This is a genomic window from Pedobacter sp. Bi27, from assembly GCF_918698255.1.
In the GTDB taxonomy this organism is placed as follows: Bacteria; Bacteroidota; Bacteroidia; order Sphingobacteriales; family Sphingobacteriaceae; genus Pedobacter.
In genome coordinates, this window is sequence record NZ_CAKKMW010000002.1 from 786,937 (window position 1) to 807,439 (window position 20,503).

The 20,503-nt window shown below is 39.8% G+C and carries 15 protein-coding genes; 13 read left to right on the forward strand and 2 right to left on the reverse strand.

The window, feature by feature from the left end; genetic code table 11:
• Positions 1-122: 122 nt before the first annotated feature.
• Together LQ227_RS08760 and LQ227_RS08765 are read right to left on the reverse strand one after the other, a co-directional pair.
• A complete protein-coding gene (locus LQ227_RS08760; protein WP_230142795.1) occupies positions 123-1,943 on the reverse strand; it encodes a sensor histidine kinase KdpD in 1,821 nt (606 codons plus the stop codon).
• 272 nt (positions 1,944-2,215) lie between these two features.
• Positions 2,216-2,581 (reverse strand): DUF3127 domain-containing protein, encoded by a 366-nt coding sequence (locus LQ227_RS08765; RefSeq protein ID WP_029274214.1) that lies wholly within the window; start codon positions 2,579-2,581, stop codon positions 2,216-2,218.
• Between the two features lie 71 nt (positions 2,582-2,652).
• Here LQ227_RS08765 and LQ227_RS08770 point away from each other — a divergent pair, with 71 nt between their 5' ends.
• The 13 genes from LQ227_RS08770 to LQ227_RS08830 all read left to right on the forward strand — a co-directional run bounded on the left by LQ227_RS08770 (position 2,653) and on the right by LQ227_RS08830 (position 20,394).
• Positions 2,653-3,831 (forward strand): class I SAM-dependent RNA methyltransferase, encoded by a 1,179-nt coding sequence (locus LQ227_RS08770; RefSeq protein ID WP_057933303.1) that lies wholly within the window; start codon positions 2,653-2,655, stop codon positions 3,829-3,831.
• Positions 3,832-3,898: 67 nt separating this feature from the next.
• Positions 3,899-4,393, forward strand: coding sequence for a hypothetical protein (locus tag LQ227_RS08775; protein ID WP_057933225.1), 495 nt, complete (start codon positions 3,899-3,901; stop codon positions 4,391-4,393).
• A gap of 313 nt (positions 4,394-4,706) precedes the next feature.
• On the forward strand, positions 4,707-4,988 hold the full coding sequence (locus LQ227_RS08780; protein WP_029274217.1) for a helix-turn-helix domain-containing protein: 282 nt from the start codon (positions 4,707-4,709) through the stop codon (positions 4,986-4,988).
• 73 nt (positions 4,989-5,061) lie between these two features.
• Positions 5,062-5,706: an HD domain-containing protein gene (locus tag LQ227_RS08785; protein WP_215124698.1), complete on the forward strand. Its 645-nt coding sequence runs from the start codon at positions 5,062-5,064 to the stop codon at positions 5,704-5,706.
• An 82-nt stretch (positions 5,707-5,788) separates the two neighbouring features.
• On the forward strand, positions 5,789-6,316 hold the full coding sequence (locus tag LQ227_RS08790; protein WP_230142798.1) for a hypothetical protein: 528 nt from the start codon (positions 5,789-5,791) through the stop codon (positions 6,314-6,316).
• Between the two features lie 93 nt (positions 6,317-6,409).
• Complete coding sequence (locus LQ227_RS08795) at positions 6,410-7,666, forward strand: putative DNA modification/repair radical SAM protein (RefSeq protein ID WP_230142799.1); 1,257 nt, start codon at positions 6,410-6,412, stop codon at positions 7,664-7,666.
• Positions 7,667-7,763: 97 nt separating this feature from the next.
• Positions 7,764-8,528, forward strand: coding sequence for a TIGR03915 family putative DNA repair protein (locus LQ227_RS08800; RefSeq protein ID WP_230142800.1), 765 nt, complete (start codon positions 7,764-7,766; stop codon positions 8,526-8,528).
• Between the two features lie 228 nt (positions 8,529-8,756).
• Complete coding sequence (gene groES / locus LQ227_RS08805) at positions 8,757-9,047, forward strand: co-chaperone GroES (protein ID WP_010599229.1); 291 nt, start codon at positions 8,757-8,759, stop codon at positions 9,045-9,047.
• Positions 9,048-9,178: 131 nt separating this feature from the next.
• On the forward strand, positions 9,179-10,816 hold the full coding sequence (gene groL / locus LQ227_RS08810; RefSeq protein WP_230143449.1) for a chaperonin GroEL: 1,638 nt from the start codon (positions 9,179-9,181) through the stop codon (positions 10,814-10,816).
• 351 nt (positions 10,817-11,167) lie between these two features.
• On the forward strand, positions 11,168-17,041 hold the full coding sequence (locus LQ227_RS08815) for a PKD domain-containing protein (protein ID WP_230149041.1): 5,874 nt from the start codon (positions 11,168-11,170) through the stop codon (positions 17,039-17,041).
• Positions 17,038-18,057: a PorP/SprF family type IX secretion system membrane protein gene (locus LQ227_RS08820; protein ID WP_230142802.1), complete on the forward strand. Its 1,020-nt coding sequence runs from the start codon at positions 17,038-17,040 to the stop codon at positions 18,055-18,057. The genes LQ227_RS08815 and LQ227_RS08820 overlap by 4 nt, the downstream gene beginning before the upstream one ends.
• A 23-nt stretch (positions 18,058-18,080) precedes the next feature.
• Positions 18,081-18,740 carry an MgtC/SapB family protein gene (locus LQ227_RS08825; RefSeq protein ID WP_215124704.1) on the forward strand — a complete coding sequence of 220 codons (660 nt, stop codon included), beginning with the start codon at positions 18,081-18,083 and terminating at the stop codon, positions 18,738-18,740.
• Positions 18,741-18,966: 226 nt separating this feature from the next.
• Positions 18,967-20,394 carry an L-serine ammonia-lyase gene (locus tag LQ227_RS08830; RefSeq protein ID WP_230149043.1) on the forward strand — a complete coding sequence of 476 codons (1,428 nt, stop codon included), beginning with the start codon at positions 18,967-18,969 and terminating at the stop codon, positions 20,392-20,394.
• Positions 20,395-20,503 lie beyond the last annotated feature (109 nt).

A 20,503-nucleotide genomic window follows, 5' to 3' on the forward strand; every position in this document is an offset into this window, starting at 1 on the left:
AATATGCATAACGGTTTAATTTATGCTGTAGATTAAATTAATACTCCACTATTTTAGCTAAATTAAATCTGCTCTATTTTAATGTATCGATAAAGCAAGCTTTTGTACCGATGTTTAACTGTTTATAAAGGTAAAGATATTTCGAACGTGGTTCCTCTATCTTTTTCGCTACTTACCTTAACGGTTCCATTCAATTTTTTTATTATATCCTGAACATAATTTAAACCTAAGCCAAAGCCTTTAACATCGTGTAAATTACCTGTTGGCACCCTATAAAACTGGTCGAAAATCCGTTTAGACTGCTCCTTGGTCATTCCAATACCTTTATCTGCTATTTCGATAATTAAATTTTTACCTGTATTGCGGGTAGTAATGGTTATCTCTGGCGTATCGCTACTGTATTTATTTGCATTATCAATAAGGTTATAAATTACATTAGACAGATGCAGCTCATCGCCATATACAATGGCATTTTCTGCCTCGGTATGTACATTGATAATGGCATTCCTTTTCTGTAACTGCAATTCCATGCTATCCAGCACAATCACAATCAAATCGTTCACATCTACTTCGGTGTTCTCCATTTTAAGTTCACCTTTTTCTAAGCGGGCAATACTTAAAACACGTTCGATATGATTCCCTAAACGAACATTTTCATCATAAATAATCCCTGCCAGGCGTTTTAATCTGGCCTTATCTGCTGTCACCTCCGGATCTTTCAAAGCTTCACTCGCAATCATGATAGTAGCCACAGGGGTTTTAAACTCATGCGTCATGTTATTGATGAAATCTGTTTTCATCTCCGACAGTTTTTTCTGCTTTAAAATAGCGTAAAGGGTATAGGAGAAAATGAAAACAAGTACCAATAACAGGCCGATGGATGAGGCAAGTGTTGCACTTAGGTTAGAAATAATTGCCGAATTTTTATTCGGAAAACTGACGAAAAGCATCCCGGGATCGCGAAAGATATCGTTTCCAAACAAAGGTGTTTTGTAGGTGTTTTCGGGCAAAAACTCTCCTTTAACGTTAGATGCCGTCATATAAATGGTCGAATCTTTTCTCGCTAGCGAAATCCGGTAAGAAGGTTCTAGTGTAATATTATTGGCAAGGAGTTCTTGCTTTAATAAAACGCCTAACGAATTAAAATTGATGCGTTTATAGATTGGTACATTGGCTTCCTGCAATTCTTTAGATACATCCTCAACTACACTCGATCGGGTATATGAAAAAGTATCTTTGCCCAATGCTGCAATTTTAAGTTCTAATTTTTTCCGCTCAATCTCATCTTCGCGTTGAAATTTTTTCTGTAAATCGTTAGGGATCTTTGGAACATTTGCAAAACCGGGCGTGCCATCTCTGGGATCAAAAACCAAATACCTTAATGTATCGGGCAAACTTTGCAGGCTTTTAAATTCGAATGTTTTTGGTGGCGCCGTAAAAGGCTTGGAGCGCATGCTATAACCTTTTAAAATAAGGCTCTTGATATCAATAATCGCATCCATCTGTAAATCCAGCTTGTCGCCGTTCTTCGAACTCAACGAAGTATATTCCCTTTCAGAAATTACATTGGGCGCCCGATAAGATACGCGGATGATACTATCTTGTTGGTTCAGGTAACTTTCGATCTGATTTTCCCTCTCGGCTTGCCGCAGCTCTGCCTCTTGTACATATTGTTGCCGTAAATCCTTAATATCCAATGCCCGTTGCCTGGAGTCTTGTAACTGCTTCAGTTTATTTTCAGCATCTTTCCTGTTTAAGTGATCGGCAACATTTCTACGCTGTAGTTTATTTACTACCGATGTTAGCGTTTGGTTTACCTGCTCATCAAAAAGCTGAGATTTTAGTTTATACGACTCCCTGATGTAATACAGCTGCATTACAAAAACACCAAGCAAAGCCACCGTCATTAAAACGGTAATTAACCAAAAACTCTTTTTCTTCATGAACTAGATTGGTTTTAAAATTAAAAAAACCGGAGCATAATCTTCTTAAATCTAAACAGATATCAAAAATACTGATTAGCTAAGCGAAGTGTTTGTTTTTAACATATTTTAACAGCGCAGAGAAGACTTCTGAAGTTTTCGGAAACACGGGCCTGGTAAAATCGAAAGTCTAAGCGATGGAAGAACTTCGGATTCTGAGGTGGGCCAAAAAAAATGCCGAGACTAAAGCCTCGGCATGGTTCAAAATTGTTTGCTTAAAAAAGATTCTTTATTTAGAAAGGCAAATCATCATCTTCACCTGGTGCATTGCTTACATCAACCGGAGCTGCATAAGCTGGCGTAGCTGCTGGAGCACCTGCTGCAACTGCATTTATACGCCAAATAACCAAACTGTTAAAATATGATGTTTTACCTGCTTTATCTGTCCAAGGGCGACCCCGTAAATTAAAGAAAACCTCAACCTCATCGCCTGCTTTAAATGTATCTAATAATGCAGTTTTATCTTGTAAAGCCTCAAAACGGATATATTCTGGGTATGTTGGATTTTCTGCGTATTCTATTATTAAATCACGCTTTTTAAACGTTTCACTTACTTGTTGTGTGGCACCTACTTCGTGTACTTTTCCTTTAATTTCCATATCTAATACTACTTAATGTACTATAAACATCAAATCTCTATAATTTTATTGATAACTTCGCATATATTATGATGCAAGTTTTCCACAATAAAAGCAAGGTAATCATTACCTGCAACAAGCGCCTTTCGCCCTATTTACAAGATGAAGTTACGGCTTTAGGTTACACCATAGAAAGATCTTTCGCTACGGGTGTTGAGCTTAATATTACCCTTACAGAGTGTATAAAGCTCAATTTGAACTTGCGCTGTGCCAGTCAGATTCTATATGCCATAAAAAGTTTCAAAGCCATTACACCCGATGATTTATACAATGAAATTGCAGCCATTGAGTGGGAAGAACTGATCGATTTTTCGGGTTATTTCTCGGTAACCTCAAATGTTGATAACCCAAATATTACCACACCACTTTTCGCAAACTTAAAGGTAAAGGATGCAATTGTAGACCGCATGAAAGAGAAAAAGGGCATCCGCCCCAACTCTGGATCTGATGCAAATAAAACAGTAGTGCATTTATACTGGAAAGATGCAGATGCCGATGTTTTTATGGATACTTCAGGCGAAACCCTTGCTAAACACGGTTACCGTAAAATTCCCGGAAAAGCACCGATGTTAGAAGCCTTGGCTGCTGGTGTTATTTTAGCAACAAATTGGGATAAGAAATCGCCATTTATTAACCCAATGTGCGGTTCAGGAACATTAGCTATCGAAGCCGCGCTGATTGCGACCAACCGTGCCCCTGGATTATACCGCATGAATTATGGTTTTATGCACATCTTAGGTTATAATGAAGAAGATTTTTTCGCTGAGCGTAGAATTTTAAAAGATCAGGTAATTAAAAATGTTGATCTTAAAATCGTAGCTTCCGATCTTTCGGAAGATGCAGTTGAAGTAACCCGGAGAAATGCTAAAACTGCTGGTGTTGATACTTTAATAGAATTCGAAGTGTGCGATTTTGAGTTAACACCGGTTCCTGAAGATGGCAAAGGTGTTGTTGTTTTTAACCCTGAGTATGGTGAGCGTTTAGGTGTGCACAGCAAGTTAGAATTGACTTATAAACGTATGGGCGATTTTATGAAAACGAAATGCAAGGGCTATTCTGGATATATTTTCACAGGAAATCCTGATCTTGCAAAAAAAATTGGATTAAAAGCTGCTAAAAAAGTTGAATTTTATAATGGTAAATTAGACTGTCGTTTACTAGAGTATGAATTATATGATGGCTCTCGCAGAGCACCGTTAATTGAGGCCTAGTCTTTTTCATTGAAAATTAATATATTACGCTCTCTTACGTACCATAACGTAGAAAATTTTGAAGAATATGGAATTTGATGACATGGACCATATGCCCGAATGGGAGCATTTTAGCCGATTTGGCCGAGATGATGAGGATGAAGAAAATCTATCAAGTGTTGATGCAGAAAAGGTCAGACTAAAAGTGACCAGGGCTAAAAGCCTTTACAACCAGGCAAGAGCCGTATATAAATATGCCGCCCTGTTCTGCGAAACACTGGAAGGAGAGATGGCCGAAATGACCGCTAACTTAATTATGCAGAATGCCCTCATGTTATGCCCTAAAATTGTTGGGGCAGAAGGTGCAGATATGTATATTTTAAGAATGGAAAACGCCTCTATTATCCGAACCAATTGCCGTGAATTAGAAACCCAGGTGAGAGCAGCAGATATGTTCGAAATCTGCACTCCAGAATATAAAGACATTGTTTTAGACGAAATTGAAAAATTTCGTCTACTCTTCATCGAATGGGTTAAATATTTCGAAAAAGACGAATTTGAAGATGACTGGGGGCTATATTAAGCCTTAATAATTAATTTTTCTGCGTTTTCTTACCTCCCACCTTTTCTCTTGTTGATTTGAGCTGCATCACGCAATAATATTCTAAATGTATCATATCGCTCCTTCCACCTAAAGCACAACAATCAATACAAAAACCTGATTATCAATCAAAAACAGAACCCTTAAACATTTAGGTTATTTTTTTGTTGTAACAATTAGTTCATTAATCCGTTTCGCGTAATTCCCAATAGTACTAAAATTTATAATTTAAAATCTGTTGCGGTGAAAGTTTCGTACATAATGAAAAAACATTAAAAAAATTTATCCCTTTTTTATGGAAGATGTATTGGCTTTAAAAACAAAGAATGTTGCCGGCAATATTAGAAAAATTAGAGAATACAGAGACTATACTCAAGATTATCTGGCAGCGAAATTGAAAATATCTCAAAATGCCTATAGCAAAATTGAGCTCGGTTATAGTAAATTAACGATCGATCGTTTGTTCCAAATTGCAGCAATTTTGGAGGTTGAAGTATCTCATTTATTAACCCTTAACCACAATGATTTAATTAAAATTATTGCTGATGATGAGAACCGGACAGCAGCCGCGAGTTAATATCCATGCGCTGTTGATATCATTTCTTTTACCCTGCAAATAATTCCAATACCTTTGGAACAAATTTAGAACGATGCAGGCTACCATTCAAAAAACTATCGATTTTGTTCAGAAAACACTAGCCAATGCCGAGGCAGGGCACGATTGGTTTCATATTGAGCGTGTTTTTAAAACCGCTCAAACCATTAATCAACAAGAAAATGGCGACGAACTTGTAGTCGCCTTTGCCGCATTGTTGCATGATATTGCTGATCCTAAATTTAATAATGGTGATGAAGAACTGGGACCGAACATGGCTGCTTCATTCTTAGCATCGATAGCTGTTGATGCTGAGGTTATTGCCCATGTTAAACTGATTATCCAGAACATGTCGTTCAAAAATAGTTTTGATGGCACAGGTTTCACCTCAAAAGAAATGCAAATTGTACAGGATGCAGATCGTTTAGACGCCATAGGAGCCATTGGTATTGCAAGAGCATTTACCTATGGCGGATTCAAAAACAGGGTACTTTACGATCCGGCTATTTTACCCGAAGAACACCTCACTAAAGAAAGTTATAAAAATACCACTGCGCCTACCATTAACCATTTTTACGAAAAACTGCTGTTGTTGAAAGACATGATGAATACTGAAGCAGGGAAAGCAATAGCCATAGAAAGACACAATTTTATGCTTCTATACCTGGAGCACTTTTATAAAGAGTGGGATGGTAAATAATCAGCAATAAGCCATAAAAATACCTAATAGTAAGTATTCCGAAACCATGCATTTGGGCTTAACTTTACAAAAATTAATCCTCATGCATCCTTATAAACTAAAATACCATAAAAATAGTGTTTTGTTAATCGCGATGGTTGGCATTCCTGTGTTTTTCATTTCTTTAATGCTGTATTCTCTTTTTAGTTTACCTTCGTCGCTTTCCGAAACATCCACGTTGATATTTGTTTCGCTATCGATTATTTTAATGGCACTTCTTTTATTATGGATTACCAAAACACAGATTTTTGTACATAGTAAAATTTTAATCAGTGAAAAAGGTATAAGTTTTAAATTAAAAAGTACTTCTTTCTTATACCGGAGAACCGAGTTTTTTTCTGGATGGGAAAATGTAACCAGCGTAACCGAAATGTTCGATAACCACAATGGAGGTTACTTTTATCAAATTGAATTTAAAGACCCCGATTTCGTGGCCAACTTTAGTCCGCTTAAAAACCACGAAATAGAGGCCGACCGCTTCTTTTCAGAACTGCAATACTATCAGGAAAGTTATAATATTGCGCATCAACTCCCAATTAGCAGAAAGCTTAACCCTTCGAACAGTTTTTAATTAACATTATTATTCCAAAATAGAATAGGTTAGACAAATCTATTTGCTAATATTTTTAGTTATTAAACTATCTTTGTTAGCAAATATATCCCTATGTTCGACCGAATCCGTGAAAAATTAAATATTCTTGCTGACGCCGCTAAATATGATGTTTCTTGTTCATCAAGCGGCGGCACGAGAAAAAATACCAATAAAGGCCTTGGCGATAGTCATACATCCGGCATTTGCCATACATACACTGAAGATGGCCGATGTGTTTCGCTTTTAAAAATCCTCCTAACCAACCATTGTATCTACGATTGTTTATTCTGCGTTTCGCGGAAAAGCAACGATGTAAAACGTGCGGCCTTTACCGTAGATGAAGTGGTAGAACTGACCATGAATTTTTACCGCCGCAACTATATTGAAGGCCTGTTCTTAAGCTCAGGAATTTTCAAAAATGCCGATTTTACCATGGAACGGCTGTTGCTAGTGGTTAAAAAACTCCGTTTGGAACAGAACTACAACGGCTATATCCATTTAAAAACCATTCCGGGTGCCAGCGATGAACTGATTAAGGAAGCTGGCTTATATGCTGATCGGATGAGTATTAATTTAGAAATGCCAACTGAAGCCGGCTTGAAACTTTTGGCTCCCGAGAAAAACCACGGGGAAGTAATTAAACCTTTGGCTTTTGTGCAACAGCAAATCAGCCAGTTTACGGCCGATAAAAAACTGATCAAACATGTGCCAACGTTTGTACCTGCGGGACAAAGCACACAAATGGTTATTGGCGCCACACCAGAAAGCGACAAAGATATTATGTACACCGCGAATACCTTTTACAAAAATTTTTCTCTGAAAAGAGTTTATTATTCGGGTTATGTACCCATTAGCAACGACACTAGGATGCCTGTACTTGGTACACAGCCGCCATTGCTGAGAGAAAACAGGCTGTATCAAACCGATTGGTTAATGCGCTTTTATGGCTTTAAAGTGCAGGAAATTTTAAACGATGCCAACCCGAACCTTGATATTGATATCGATCCAAAATTGAGCTGGGCGATTAGAAATATGCAGCATTTCCCTGTGGATATTAATACGGCAGATTATAAAATGATTCTCCGGATACCGGGTATCGGCGTAATGTCGGCCCAAAAAATTGTGCAGGCCAGAAAGTTCGGAAAACTCAGGATTGACCAGTTGAAAAAAATCGGCGTAGCTTATAACCGGGCCAAACACTTTATTGTTTGCCTGGATAGCCCTTATCAGCTGAAAGATTATCAAGGCACACAGATTAAAGCTTTTATTTTGGCCGAAAGCCAGAGCAAATGTTTAAAAACAGATAGCAACCAGATGATTTTGTTTTAAAACCCTACGATCGTCATTCCCAACTTGATTGGGAATCTCAAAGCTACGGCATTAAGATTCCCGCCTTCGCGGGAATGACGGACTAAAATAAAACCCAATGACCTACATTTTCGATGGCACTTTTCAAGGTTTATTAACCGCTGTTTTCGAATGGTTTGAACGTAAGCCAGGAAAAGTTGTGCTAAAATCTATTTCAATTTTTCAACCCGAAGCTTTTGCAGAAAGTTTTACAGTTAGCACCAGTGCAGAAAAAGCAGATCGGGTTTGGGCAGGGCTGCAAAAGAATCTCAAAAAGGATTGGCAACGCAAATACTACTGCGCCTACTTATCAGAAATACCCGAGGCTTACAACCACCTCTTTCAGTTTACCGTATACATTTTTCAAAATCAAGTTGGTGCAGAGAGTAATTATGGCAATCCGCATGTAATTGCACTGGCTAAATATGCCAAAAGCGTAGAAAGGGAAAAACACAGAATGGAAGCATTTATCCGTTTTCAAAAAACTGGTGATGGGCTATTTTATGCCAATATAGATCCTGATTTTAATGTATTGCCTTTAATATCCAATCATTTTAAAAACCGTTATGCCGATCAGTCTTGGGTAATCTACGATTTAAAGCGCAAATATGGCCTACATTATAATTTAACAAGCGTTGAAGAAATTACGATCAGCTTTAGCAACGGTGCAGATAAGCAAAATCTTGCACCAGTTTTAATGGATGAGCGTGAGGGATTGTACGCTACCCTTTGGAAAGATTATTTTAAAAGTGCCAACATTGTAGCGCGGAAAAACACCAAACTGCATTTGCAGCATGTACCTAAAAGGTATTGGAAATATTTAACGGAGAAAGTTCCAATTTAGCGAACAAGAGTTGACATCTCTAATATATACAGGTTAGTCAGTGGTCAACTCTGAATAAATCTGGCTAAAAAAATCAAAACTTACTGCCATGCTGACACCCACATTCTCAATTAGCGTAAAAAGTTTGACAGTTTGGTGAAAATTTGTCCCGCTAAACCTCTTGGCATAAAAAGTGTTAATTGTAAGCTTAGTTAAAAACTCAAATCAAAATAAAAAATAATAAAAGTTATGGCGTTAAACCTTAAACCAATTGCTGGCAGTTCGAACAGAGTAATAGTTGAACCGGCTGCGGCAGAAGAGAAAACTGCATCAGGTTTGTATATCCCTGATACTGCAAAAGAAAAACCATCTAAAGGAACTGTAGTTTCTGTTTCTGAAGAAGATGCTGAAGGTAAAAAAGCGAGTGTAAAAGTTGGCGATGTTGTAATTTATGGTAAATACGGTGGTACCGAATTTCCTTACGAAGGTAAAGATTACTTAATTATGCGCGAAACAGATATTTACGCTGTTGTTGGGTAATAATTTAGGATTGAATGACTGAATACCTCAAATGAGTGAATTCAGCATAAATCAACAAATAAAATAATAATGTTAGAATGAAAAAGCAGAAACTCAATCATTCTCTCATACAATCATTCAAAATTTAAAAAATAATGTCAAAACAAGTAAAATATAACGTAGAAGCTCGTGATGCCCTGAAAAGAGGTGTTGATATTCTTGCAAATGCAGTAAAAGTAACTTTAGGTCCAAAAGGACGTAACGTAATTATCGATAAAAAATTCGGTTCACCAGCAATCACCAAAGATGGTGTTACAGTTGCAAAAGAAATCGAATTGAAAGATGCCGTTGAGAACATGGGTGCTCAAATGGTTAAAGAAGTAGCTTCAAAAACAGCTGATATTGCTGGTGATGGTACTACTACTGCAACTGTATTGGCTCAGGCAATTATTACTACAGGTATTAAAAACGTTGCTGCTGGTGCAAACCCAATGGATTTAAAACGTGGTATTGACAAAGCGGTTGCTGCTGTTGTAGAAAACTTAAAAGCGCAATCACAAACTGTAGGCGAAGACAACAACAAAATTAAACAAGTTGCGTCTATTTCAGCTAATAACGATGAAGTAATTGGTGCTTTAATTGCTGAGGCAATGGGTAAAGTTGGTAAAGACGGTGTAATTACCGTTGAAGAAGCCAAAGGTACTGAAACGGAAGTTAAAACGGTTGAAGGTATGCAATTTGACAGGGGTTATTTATCTCCATACTTTGTTACCAATGCAGATAAAATGGAAGCTGAATTAGATAATCCTTACATTTTAATCTACGACAAAAAAATCAGTAACATGAAAGAATTGTTACCGGTTTTAGAAAAAACTGTTCAAACTGGCAAACCATTGGTTATCATTTCTGAAGATTTAGATGGAGAAGCTTTAGCAACATTGGTCGTTAACAAAATCCGTGGTTCGTTAAAAGTTGTTGCTGTTAAAGCTCCAGGTTTTGGTGATAGAAGAAAAGCAATGTTAGAAGACATCGCGATCTTAACCGGTGGTATTGTGGTATCAGAAGAAAGAGGTTACAAATTAGAAAATGCTGATTTAACTTATTTAGGTTCTGCTGAGAAAGTTGTTGTTGATAAAGACAATACAACGGTAATTAACGGTGCTGGTAACTCAGACGATATTAAATCGCGTGTTAGCCAAATTAAATCTCAGATCGAAACGACTACATCTGATTACGATAAAGAAAAATTACAAGAGCGTTTGGCTAAATTAGCTGGCGGTGTTGCCGTTCTTTACGTAGGTGCAGCCAGTGAGGTTGAAATGAAAGAGAAAAAAGACCGTGTTGATGATGCTTTACATGCAACCCGTGCGGCTGTAGAAGAAGGTATTGTTGCTGGTGGTGGTGTTGCTTTTATCCGTGCAGTTGAAGCTTTAGCTAACCTAAAAGGCGCTAACGAAGATGAAAACACTGGTATCCAGATCATCCGTCGTGCTATCGAAGAGCCATTACGTCAGATTTGCGAAAACGCAGGTATTGAAGGTTCTATCGTAGTTCAAAAAGTTAAAGAAGGTAAAGCTGATTTCGGTTATAATGCACGTACTGATGTTTACGAAAACTTAATTGGTGCCGGTGTTATCGATCCAACTAAAGTAAGCCGTGTAGCGTTAGAAAATGCAGCGTCTATTGCAGCGATGTTATTAACTACCGAAGTTGTTTTAGCAGACGAACCTGAAGAAGGTGGTGCTCCAATGCCTCCAATGGGCGGCGGTGGTATGGGTGGTATGATGTAATACCATTCTATAGCGAAACTATTTCGTGTAAAAATACACCCTCAAGGTATAAGGCCTTGGGGTTTTTTTTATGCCTTATTACAGCAAAAACGAAGCTTTACCAAAGCTATAACCCATTCATTTAGTTGATGTTGGTGTAAAATTTTGTTACTGTAATGCAAAAATTACGTTCTTTGCAACGAATATTTATTGACGCGTCTTAGGTCGAATGCTCATCTCTGAGATTGGATTAAAGCAAGTTTAACAACAACGCTTCCAGAACGCAATAAAATCATTCCCTAGTGTTAGAGATTTATGAAGATTCGTTGTAAAAGGAAATGGCTTTCTTTTGTCCTGTTTTTTGGGGCATTTTTGTTCACGTCAAATGTTTTCGCCCAAATTACCATAGGCACAGTCGATGCAGGCCCCTTTACCCCAGGTAGTACCATTGCGGTTCCTTTTAATATTAGCGCAGGCTGTGCGGCTCAAGGAAACCAATTTCAGTTGTATCTTTCTGATCAGAATGGAAATTTTGGCGCCGAAACACTTATTGGCAGTTACACAGGCTTCTATAGTACTTATATAAATGGTAAACTTCCTGTAACTCTTACTCCTGGTACAGGTTATCAGGTTAGGATAAAATCAACCGCTCCTGCATTCACAAGCACACCATCAACAGCTTTTGAAGTAAAGGCGGGGCCACCAGTTGAGGCTAAATTAACATCAACATTATTAAATGCGACAAACGATGAAACTTTTGGTACCTGCACCAGTAAGGCCAATAATTCTTTCTTCCTTACTAATGCATCTACAGCAAACAGTACGGTTACCGCGAGCATAACCGATGAAGTAAATGGCGGGGGGCCAACTTTAATCAATTTCCCTACTGCAATACAACCTTTTACCGCTCAACAGACACATTATACCATTTATACTAAAGCCGTGATGCCAGATGGTACTGTGGCGACCAAGGCCTATTTACTGATCAATAATAAAGCCATAACAGCTTTTGCCAATTCGGGTAATACAGTAGTTTGTTTGCCTTTAGGCACCCTAACATTTAGCGTAGATATAAGTTCTAGCGCAGGTATTCAAAACAATTTTCCGGGAGATATTTATACGATTACCTGGGGCGACCAAACCACCTCCACCTATACCCTTTGCGAGATTGTTGCCAATGGCGGTAAGGTTACCCATGCATACACCAGATCATCTTGCGGAAGTGTTTCTACCTCAAGTGCAGGCACAATTTACAATGCTTTTGATGTATCCATTAATGTATCGAATGCTTTCTGTACCACAATGGGCACACCCGTTTCCTCTTCGGCAAAAGTGGTGGTAAAACCGGTAAATTCGTTTGCTTTCAATACGCCGGGCTGCACCAATGCCAACATCACGTTTGTTAATACATCTGTTTTGGGCGAAAACCCAAACACCAATACAGCAGCCTGTACACCAAATAATGTAACCTATAACTGGTATGTTGATGGTGTGATTAAAGAGGTTGACAAGCCCAAATCATACAATTTTGTATACAAGTTTCCAACTCATGGAGAGTATACTATCCGGTTAGAATCTAAAAATATTACAGGCGAGTGCGATGCCGATCCGGTAGAAATGAAAATCTGTATCCAAGATCCGCCGAAGCCTGATTTTAGTCTACCCTCAACGACCATTTGCTCCGGAACAACTTTAAAAGCTACAGACCTTTCTGTTTTAGATAATACCTGCAATGCAGCCAATAACTATTCATGGTCAGTTAGCCCAGCGGTGGGCTTTGTTGGTGGTACAAATGCAGCAAGCAAAGAACCGGAGTTCAATTTTACCAGTCCTGGCACCTATACTATTACTTTAAGCATCAGCACGCCATCATGCGGCGTAATTATCAGCCTCCCACAAACTGTTGTGGTTAATGTGGGGCCTGTAGCTACTCTATCGCCTGATATTACCCTATGCAATCTGGCTACTTACGATTTTAACAATACTACAACAGGGCCAACCCGAACATTAATTACAGGTACCACAAAAGATTTACCCGATAGTTATACCTGGACTGTTACCCCTGCCGGATCGGGCACCTATAGCTTTACTGGTGGCACAACCTCCAATTCTAAATATCCATCGATAAAATTCGATAGTTACGACACTTATACCGTAACTGTTGTGCACAAAAATAATTGCGGCACCGCAACCGATACCCAAATTCTAACCTTCAGTACAGCACCAGTGATTAGTGCAGGGCCAGATCAAAATATCTGTTTTAACGACCCCAGTTTTACACTTAGCGGAACTATAACTGGCGCGACCATTACGCAAACCTGGATTGGCGGATTAGGAACATTTACACCCAGCAGAAACGATTTAAATGCAACATACACGCCAACCGCAGCCGAAAAAACAGCGGGCACGGTTACTTTGAGGTTAAGGATTACCACCGCACTCGCCGCCCCCTGCAACCAGATTGACGACGATATTATTCTAAAAATAAAACCCAATATCAGTTTAATCAGTGCAGCAGCTAAAACCATCTGCACAGGCAATAGCGTTGCATACACCCCAACTTCTGCAGTAGCAGGTGTAACTTATACCTGGACGGCGACTGGAACTGCAACTGGTTATACCACCAACGGAAGCGGCCCCATTAACGATATCCTAACCAATACTGATCTTAATGCCGACGCAAGCGTAACTTATATCATCACTCCCCATTTTGATGGCTGCGATGGAACCCCATTTAATTTAGTGGTTACTGTTAAACCTAACCCTATTGTAACACCAACTGCAGCCAATGCGACCATCTGTAATGCCACCTCATCGGCCATAACCTTATCAACAAACCTAGCAGGTGTAAACTATACTTATACCAGTGTGATAACCGGAGCAATAACCGGAAATAGCAATAGAGCAGTAGCATCGGCAGGAACACAGATCAACGATATTTTAACCAATTCTGGTACCACCGCAGGTACAGTAACCTACACCATTACACCTGTATCTACAAATGGTTGCCCAGGTACACCAGCCAGCATTACCATTACGGTTTTGCCAAGCGCAACACTGCCAAATGCCGGCCCGGATGAAGCGATCTGCAACGCCAGCACTTATACCCTAAAAGGAAATACACCAACAGTTGGCACAGGCAAATGGACAATCGTTGCTGCACCAACAGCCGTAACTTTTGCAGATGACACAAAGGGCAATACAACAATTAGCGGTTTACAGGCCGGAAATACTTATACTTTTAGATGGACAATAAGTGACACCAACTGTTCTACATCCAGTGATGATGTTCAGGTTACCATTAACCCGCTCAGTATTGGGGGCACAACCACTGGCGACGTAAACGTATGTGCGGGTGCAAATAGCGGAAACATCAATTTAACAGGACAGGTTGGAAATATTATCCGCTGGGAAAGATCTATTGATAACGGGGTTAACTGGTCTACCTTAACCTCAACAGCAAATCCCTATGTGTTTTCTAACCTCACCATAAGCACACAGTACCGTGCAATAGTACAAAGTGGTAGCTGTGCAGAAGCCATATCAGCCTCAACTACCATCACAGTAAATCCGGGTACCGTTGCAGCAAATGCAGGCGCAGATCAAAACTTATGCAGTGGAAATGGCATTACCTTAAATGGCAACAACCCTTCGCCTAACAGCGGTGCGTGGACTTTAATATCAGCACAAACCGGCATTACCATAACCGACCCTACACTGTACAACACCACGGTTACTGGTTTGGTACCAGGGCAAACTTATGCCTTCAGGTGGACCATTTCTGGTTTTAACGGCTGCCCTCCATCTGTAGATGATGTAACGGTTACTTATTACTCACCTGTTACCAATAATATTAGTGCATCATTAGCACCAGTTTGCGCAGGCCAAAGCATCGCTATTACAGGCGATACGCCTACTGGCGGAACGGGAACATTTGCCTACCAATGGCAGAGCAGCGCCGACGGAAATACCTGGAGCAATGTACCTTCGGCCATCAGTAAAGACTTAAGCCTAATTGTAAGCGCTTCAACCTATTTCAGAAGATTAGTGAACAGCACCATCTGTACTTCAATTAGTAATTCGTTACAGATTACTGTTTTACCAGGCCTAACCAACAATACCATTTCTGCCGATCAAAACATTTGTATCGGCACGGCTGCAGCAGCTTTAACAGGTACTACGCCGAGCGGTGGTAGCGGAACTTACGTGTACCAATGGCAATCGAGCTTAAATGGAACAGCCTGGAGCGATGTATTGGGTGCAAACAGTCTAAGCTTTACACCTCCAACACCAACCGTAAGCATTTACTACCGTCGATTGGTAGCTAGCGGTGCTTGCAGCAACAATTTAAGCAACCAGATTAAGATAACAGTTAATCCACATGCTAAGGCAGAATTAGTCTTTAATACAGATAAAGGTTGTTCACCCTTTGTTTTAACGCCAACCAATATATCGGCCACGCCTTATACAGACCGCAACAATACTTACACCTGGTTTGCTAATGGCGTACAGATTGGTACAGGAATTACCTTTCCTGGCTATACCATTGCAACAGATAACGAAAGTGTTATTATCAAATTGGTCGTAACTAGCGGCCTTGGCTGTAATAACGATGAAACCAGTCATACTTTTAGCACAATACAAAATGTAACCGCCGCCTATACACAAAATGCAACATCTGACTGCGGACCTTTAAACGTTGTTTTTAGCAATACTTCCAATTCACTAACAGCAGCTACCTTTAACTGGGATTTCGGAAACGGCGCTACTTCAAATTTGGCTCAACCGCCAGCGGTTACCTACCAGCCAGACCCAACAGGAAAGGATCTTACTTATAACGTTACTTTAAAGGCAACTACCGCTTGTGGCACCACCACGCAAACCTCAACCGTATTAGTAAAAGCAAAACCGGTTTCTGTTTTTTCTCCTGATAAAACAACAGGCTGCTCCCCTCTGCCTGTTACCTTTAGCAATACTTCCCCTGGAAATTATACCAGCTATACCTACGATTTTGGTGATGGTTCCGCACCTTTAACTGTTACCGATAAAAATAGCGTAAGCCATACCTATACCACTTTGGCCGTGAGAGATTATGTTGTAAAAATGACCGCAACCAATGAATGTGGAAGCAATGAATCTCAATATTCTATCCGCGTTTCGCCTAATGACATTACGCCAGAATTGGTCGTAAACAGCAACCAACTTAAAGGTTGTGCACCTTTAAAAGTCGATTTCTTTAACAATACCAAAGGTGCCGGCACTTTTGTTTACGATTTTGGCGATGGAAGCACTACGGTTACCCATACTGCACCCGAAACTATATCGCATACATTTACCCAACCCGGGAAATATACCATTACTTTATACGCATCAAACAACTGTTCTAATGCCTCAACAACCGAAACTGTTGAAGTTTTGCTGCAACCTTCTGTGAGTTTCACATCAGATAAGACAAGTGGCTGTGAGGGTGTTACCGTAAAGTTTAAAAACACCAGTACAGGTGCTATTGGTTATGTTTGGGATTTTGGAGATGGTTCTCCAATATCCAACGCTATAGAGCCTACGCATACTTTTAATGGCCCGGGGAAAAATTATACCGTTACCTTAACAGCAACCAATGCACTAGGCTGTACAAACAGCACTACCATAGCCGATTTAATCCATGTTGTCGCCCTACCCGTAGCAACTTTTACCGTTATTCCAGGCAATGAAGTATCCATTCCCAATTATTCATTTGCCTTTAAGGATATCAGTACCGATGCCGTAAGCTGGGAATGGACTTTTGGTGATGGATCGGGATCAACCCTGCAAAACCCAAACCATACCTATGCCAATGAAGGCACTTATAATGTAACCCTGAAAGTACTGAACAAAGAAGGCTGCTCTTCCACTACTTTCCAATCAGTGCGGATTATTGGTGTACCGGGTTACTTAAATATCCCCAATTCATTTATGCCCGCAAGTGCGAAAAACGAAATTAAAATCTTTAAAGCAAAAGGCCGCGGCATAAAAGAGTGGCAAATGTCAGTTTTTAATAAATGGGGGCAGTTACTTTGGGAAACGACCAAATTGGATGATGGCGCCCCGCTAGAGGGCTGGGACGGCACTTATAAAGGACAGGAACAACCGCAAGGTGTTTATTACTGGAAAGTAGATATAAAATTTATTAATGGCAGCGATTGGAAAGGGATGACTTACGATTCATCTCCTCCAAAGAAAACGGGTGTAATATATTTAATAAGATGATGAGGAGAGGGATAATATTATTTGTGTTTTGGTTGCTGCCGATGGTTTCGTTGGCGCAGGACCACATTTATTCGCAGTTTTACAATGCGCCGATTTATTTAAATCCGGCTTTAACAGGTCAGTTTGAGGGCGACATCAGGTTTAATGCCTTATACCGCAACCAATGGACGGGGTTAGCAAGTGATTTTTCGTACATGAGTGCTTCTGGTGACCTCAATCTACGGAGATTAAACAGCGGCATTGGTCTAATTTTTAACCGCAGCAGCGAGGGTACTGCTTACCTGGTAAAGAACAATATTGCCCTAAGCTATTCTTATATCATCGGTGGAGACGATTTTGCCTTGTCATTTGGCTTGCAGGGAGGCATTACCAACCAAAAGCTAAACTGGGATAAACTTGTTTTTGGCGACCAGATCGATATCAATACAGGGTATATTCCCGGTAGTATTTCTGGCGCCGAAAGACCAAGTGTAGACAGTCGGTATTATTTCGATTCCAATGCAGGCGCCAACCTGGTGGTGGGGAAATTCATGATGGGGTTAGCAGTGCATCACCTTAACCGTCCGGATGAATCCTTATCAGGTTTTCAAGCCAAATTGCCGATGCGTATCTCAGGCAATTTAAGCTACAAGTTAACCTTGGTACCAGATGAGTACGATCGCGATGGAAGTTACCTCATCCCATCTATTGTTGCCTACAAACAGGGCAACGTAAAATCGTTCAGTGTGGGCATGCAATATAAATATGCGGGCATAAACGCAGGCATATGGTACCGCAATGATGGCAATTCGAATGGAAATGATGCGATTGTTTTTTCTGTAATCTTCGATATTTTTAACCGCAGAACGAACGGCGAAAAATTCAGGTTAGGCATCAGTCATGATGCTACAACTTCTAAAATCAATTACAGCAACACTGGCGGAACATCCGAAATTGGCGTGGGTTATGAAAAATATTTTCCAAATAGTTCGAATGGTGGCAGGGCAAATGGCCTAAGATGTTACGATTTTTATTAATTTGCCTTTGATAATTCAAGGCGATGAACGAGATCATAGACCAAAACCATTTCATTACACAAAGTGAAATCAATAAATTTCTATTGGCTACCCTGCTTTGTGGCATAATCGGAGCAGAACGAGAATACAGAAGTAAATCTGCAGGACTCAAAACCATGATGATGATTGGTTTGGGTGCTACTCTATTTACCATCCTTTCCATCAAAATCGGTCCAACCAGTCAAGACCGCATTGCCTCGAACATTGTTACGGGAATCGGGTTTTTAGGCGCTGGGGTAATCTTCAAGGAAGAAAACCGTGTTAAAGGGCTCACCACCGCATGTATCATCTGGATTGTTGCTGCAATTGGAATGGCCGTAGGCTCCGGTTATTACGAACAGGCTATAGGGGTAACCATTGTGGTTTTATTGGCGCTGATTATTTTTCCCTTTTTAGAAGAAATTGGCGATCGTCGTTTTACCAAAAGGCTTTACCGCATTGTTAAAAAACAACATACCCACGGCGATTTAGAAAGTTATGAAGAAGTTTTCCGCGAAAGTAAACTCAAACCACAACGAGGGAAACACCAATTGGTAGATAATATTATCACAGGAAACTGGATTGCTACAGGCACACCTAAAAATCATCAGAAATTTGTGGAACGCATGCTTAAAGACGATGAGATTATTGAATTTGATTTTTAACTGTGGTCAACAGATCATTCTCCTGTTGCTGCAGTATCACTTTTTTCTCTTTAATCACAATCGTAGCCGACCAGCTGTCGTACCATGGTGGTTTAGATTAACTTCCTGATAGTTGTTTTTGAGCGTTTATATCCAATATTTCTAAGGTAAAATATTTTCATCTCCAGCCAAAATTAATTTATCCAAAATCATAAAACAATCATAGCTTTGTGTAACTATATTCATAATGATCAAGGAACAGATTTCAGTTTTCGATATTTTTAAAATAGGCATCGGCCCATCCAGTTCACATACCTTAGGCCCATGGCGGGCCGCACAACAGTTTACAGCTTCGCTTGCCCAAAACAATTTGATTGATGAAATTGAGGGTATAAAAATACTGCTTTATGGTTCGCTTGCCAAAACAGGTAAAGGCCATGGAACTGATGTAGCTATTCTACTCGGTTTAACAGGAGCTGATCCGGTAACTTTTGATGTAGATGCCGTTACACCAACTTTCGAAAGCATCCAAAGAGATAAGAAATTAAATCTTGCTGATCATTTAATTCTTGATTTTGATTACGATAACGACCTTCTTTTTCTTTTTGCCGAAAGTTTGCCCTTTCACCCAAATGCAGTTACTTTTCAGGCATTTTTAAAGGGTGGAAGAGCTTTTTCAGAAACCTATTACTCTATTGGTGGCGGTTTTGTAGTTAAAGAAGGAGAAGACAACAGTAAAAAACCACAGGTAGACCTTCCGTTTCCTGTAGAAAAAGCAAAAGACCTTTTACACTGGTGTTTATCTACAGGTTTAAAGGTGAGCGAAATCGTAATGGAGAACGAACTGGCCTGGCGCACTGAAGCAGAGACCAAAAAAGGCATCCTGCAGCATTTTGCCGTTATGCGCGATTGTATTTATCGCGGCTGTCATACCACAGGGTTTTTACCAGGCGGTTTAAATGTGGCGCGAAGGGCATTTCCGCTAAACAAACGATTAATTGATAAAAGTGAGTATTCAGATTATAATAGCTGGGTAGAAGCCATTAGAAAAGGTGGAAACGGCTTTAATTATACTTTAGACTGGGTAAGCTGCTTCGCGCTGGCTGTTAATGAAGAAAATGCATCTTTTGGTCGTGTGGTAACTGCCCCTACCAATGGTGCCGCAGGCGTAATTCCAGCTGTATTGCAATATTTTATTACCTTTTGCGATGGTTACAGCGAAGAAAAAATCATTCAGTTTATTGCCTGTGCTTCAGAGATAGGCAGTATTTTCAAAAAAGGAGCAACCATATCAGCCGCCATGGGCGGATGTCAGGCCGAAATCGGCGTTTCTTCGGCCATGGCTGCAGCAGCGCTAACCGAGTGTTTAGGCGGCTCTCAAAGACAGGTTTTAATGGCAGCAGAAATTGCCATGGAACACCATTTGGGTTTAACCTGCGATCCGATTGGCGGTTTAGTACAGATCCCTTGTATCGAAAGAAATACCATGGGCGCCATTAAAGCCATTACGGCCAGCCAGTTAGCATTACAAAGCAATCCTGATAAGGCAAAAGTAAGTTTGGATGCAGTAGTAAATACCATGTGGGAAACCGCCCTCGATATGAATGCCAAATACAAAGAAACATCTGACGGAGGATTGGCAACCAATATCCCAATTAGTTTGCCAGAATGTTAATTCAACATTGTTGCAATAAAATGACTAATGTTATCGATTTACTACAAATTTTCTAAGGCCAAATCAACAAGTATTTTTACATTCGCTGACTTTATTAATTATTCATAAA